This window comes from Streptomyces sp. NPDC050448 (assembly GCF_040655295.1).
Lineage (GTDB): Bacteria > Actinomycetota > Actinomycetes > Streptomycetales > Streptomycetaceae > Streptomyces.
The window spans coordinates 1-2,642 of sequence record NZ_JBFAJR010000114.1 but is presented as its reverse complement, the minus strand read 5'-3'; the positions used below and the strand labels follow the sequence as shown (position 1 = coordinate 2,642).

The window sequence follows — 2,642 nt, the reverse complement described above, 5'->3', positions numbered from 1 at the left end:
CAGTCGGTAAAGGGCTCCAGCGCCTTCGCACACTCATCCACCCGGGCAGCAAACACAGGTGAAGCGTCCAACAGAGCCTCGGCCATGCCCACCCACTGCGAACCCTGCCCCGGGAACACGAACGCCGTCTTCCCTGTGCCCACGGACCCGCGGGCCAGGCCGGCAGCCGCCGCCTCGGTCTCCAGTGCGTTGAGGCCGCGCAGGAGTTCCTCGCGATCCCCGGCCACGACCACCGCGCGGTGGTCGAAGGCCGCGCGGGTGGTGACGAGGGAGTAAGCCACGTCGACGGTGGCCGACTCGGGCGCCTCCTCCAGGTGGGCACGCAGCCCGGCGGCCTGGTCGCGCAGCGCGTCCGCGGACTTCGCCGACAGGACATACGGCAGGGCCGGCAGTCCGGCGGGAGCGACGGGCCGGGTCTCCTCCTCGGGAGCCTGCTCGATGATCGTGTGCGCGTTGGTGCCGCCGATGCCGAACGACGACACCGCGGCGCGGCGGGGGCGGCCGGTCTCGGGCCAGGGGGTGGCCGATTCGAGGAGGGAGACGGCGCCCTCGGACCAGTCGACGTGCGGGGTCGGCTCGTCGACGTGCAGGGTCTTGGGCAGGATGCCGTGGCGGATCGACTGCACCATCTTGATGATGCCCGCGACACCGGCCGCGGCCTGCGTGTGGCCCACGTTGGACTTGATGGAGCCGAGCCAGAGCGGCCGGTCCTCGGTGTGCTCCCGGCCGTAGGTGGCCAGCAGCGCCTGCGCCTCGATCGGGTCGCCCAGCGTCGTGCCCGTGCCGTGCGCCTCGACCACGTCGACCTCGGCGGCGGTCAGGCCGGCGTTGGCGAGGGCCTGGCGGATGACCCGCTGCTGGGAGGGACCGTTCGGAGCGGTCAGGCCATTGCTCGCACCGTCCTGGTTGATCGCCGAGCCGCGGACCACGGCCAGGACCGGGTGGCCGTTGCGGCGGGCGTCCGAGAGCCGCTCCACGAGGAGCATGCCGACGCCCTCACCCCACGCCGTACCGTCCGCGGCGGCCGCGAAGGGCTTGCAGCGGCCGTCGGTCGCGAGACCGCGCTGCACGCTGAAGGCGATGAACGTGCCCGGGGTCGCCATCACGGTCACGCCGCCCGCGAGGGCGAGGTCGCACTCGCCGTTGCGCAGGGCCTGGACGGCGAGGTGCAGGGTGACGAGCGAGGAGGAGCAGGCCGTGTCCACGGTGACCGCGGGGCCTTCAAGGCCGAAGGTGTACGAGACGCGGCCCGAGGCGACGCTGCCGGAGCTGGAGGTGCCCATGTACCCCTCCAGGCCCTCGGGGGCGCGGTGGAGGAGGGTGCCGTAGTCGTTGTACATGACTCCCGCGAAGACGCCGGTCCGGCTGCCGCGCATGCTCGCCGGATCGATGCCGGCCCGCTCGAAGGCCTCCCAGGTGGTCTCCAGGAGGAGGCGCTGCTGGGGGTCGGTGGCGAGGGCCTCGCGGGGCGAGATCCCGAAGAACGTCGGGTCGAAGTGGTGGGCGTCGTAAAGGAATCCGCCCGCCGTGCTGTAGCTGGTGCCCTCACGGTCGGGGTCGGGGTCGAAGAGCCCCTCGATGTCCCAGCCGCGGTCCTCAGGCATGCCGGAGATGGCGTCCCGGCCGTCACGCACGAAGCCCCACAGGTCTTCGGGCGACCGGACACCGCCGGGGAAGCGGCAGGCCATGGCGACGATCGCGATGGGCTCGTCGTCGTGGGCGACGGCGGCCACGGCAGTGTGGGACGCCGAGGTGACCTGGCTGTCGAGCAGTTCGGCGAGCAGGTACTCCGCCAGTACGGCGGGGTTCGGGTAGTCGAAGACGAGGGTCGCGGGCAGACGGACACCCGCGGCCGCGCCGAGCCGGTTGCGCAGCTCGACGGCGGTCAGCGAGTCGAAGCCGACCTCACTGAACGACCGCGCCGGGTCCACCGCTTCGACACCGGCGAAGCCGAGCACCGCGGCGACCTGACCCCGTACGAGGTCGAGCACCGCACCGGCGCGCTGGTCCTCGGCCAGCGCGGCGATCTGCCGGGCGAACGCACCACCCGCGGCCGCGCCACTGCGGGCCCGGCGGGCGGGCGTACGGACCAGGCCGCTCAGCAGCGGCGGGATCATGCCGATGCCCGCCTGGGCGCGCAGGGCGGCCAGATCCAGCTTCACCGGCACCAGCAGCGGCTCCTCGGCGGCCATCGCAGCGTCGAACAGCGCCACGCCCTCGGCGGCCGTCAGGGCCTCGACGCCACCGCGGCCGAGGCGGGACACGTCGTCGCTGTCGAGGGCGTCACCCATACCGCCGACTTCGGACCACAGGCCCCAGGCCAGCGAGGTCGCAGGCAAGCCCTGGGCCCGGCGGTGGGCCGCCAGCGCGTCCAGGAAGACATTACCCGCAGCGTAGTTGGCCTGTCCCGCACCACCGAAGACACCAGCGGCGGAAGAGAAGAGCACGAACGCCGACAGATCCAGCTCACGAGTCAGCTCATGGAGGTTCCAGGCCGCGTCCACCTTCGGGCGCAGCACCGCAGACAGCCGCCCGGCCGTCAGCGACCCGACCACACCGTCATCCAGCACACCGGCCGTATGGACCACCGCGGTCAACGGATGCTCCGCCGAAATCCCGGCCAGCACAGCGGCCAGAGCCGC

Annotated in this window: 1 protein-coding gene; it reads right to left on the bottom strand. The window is 72.7% G+C overall.

The window, feature by feature from the left end; genetic code table 11:
- The coding region (locus tag AB0I68_RS38910) for a type I polyketide synthase (RefSeq protein ID WP_363182176.1) at positions 1-2,642 on the bottom strand (2,642 nt) is incomplete at both ends.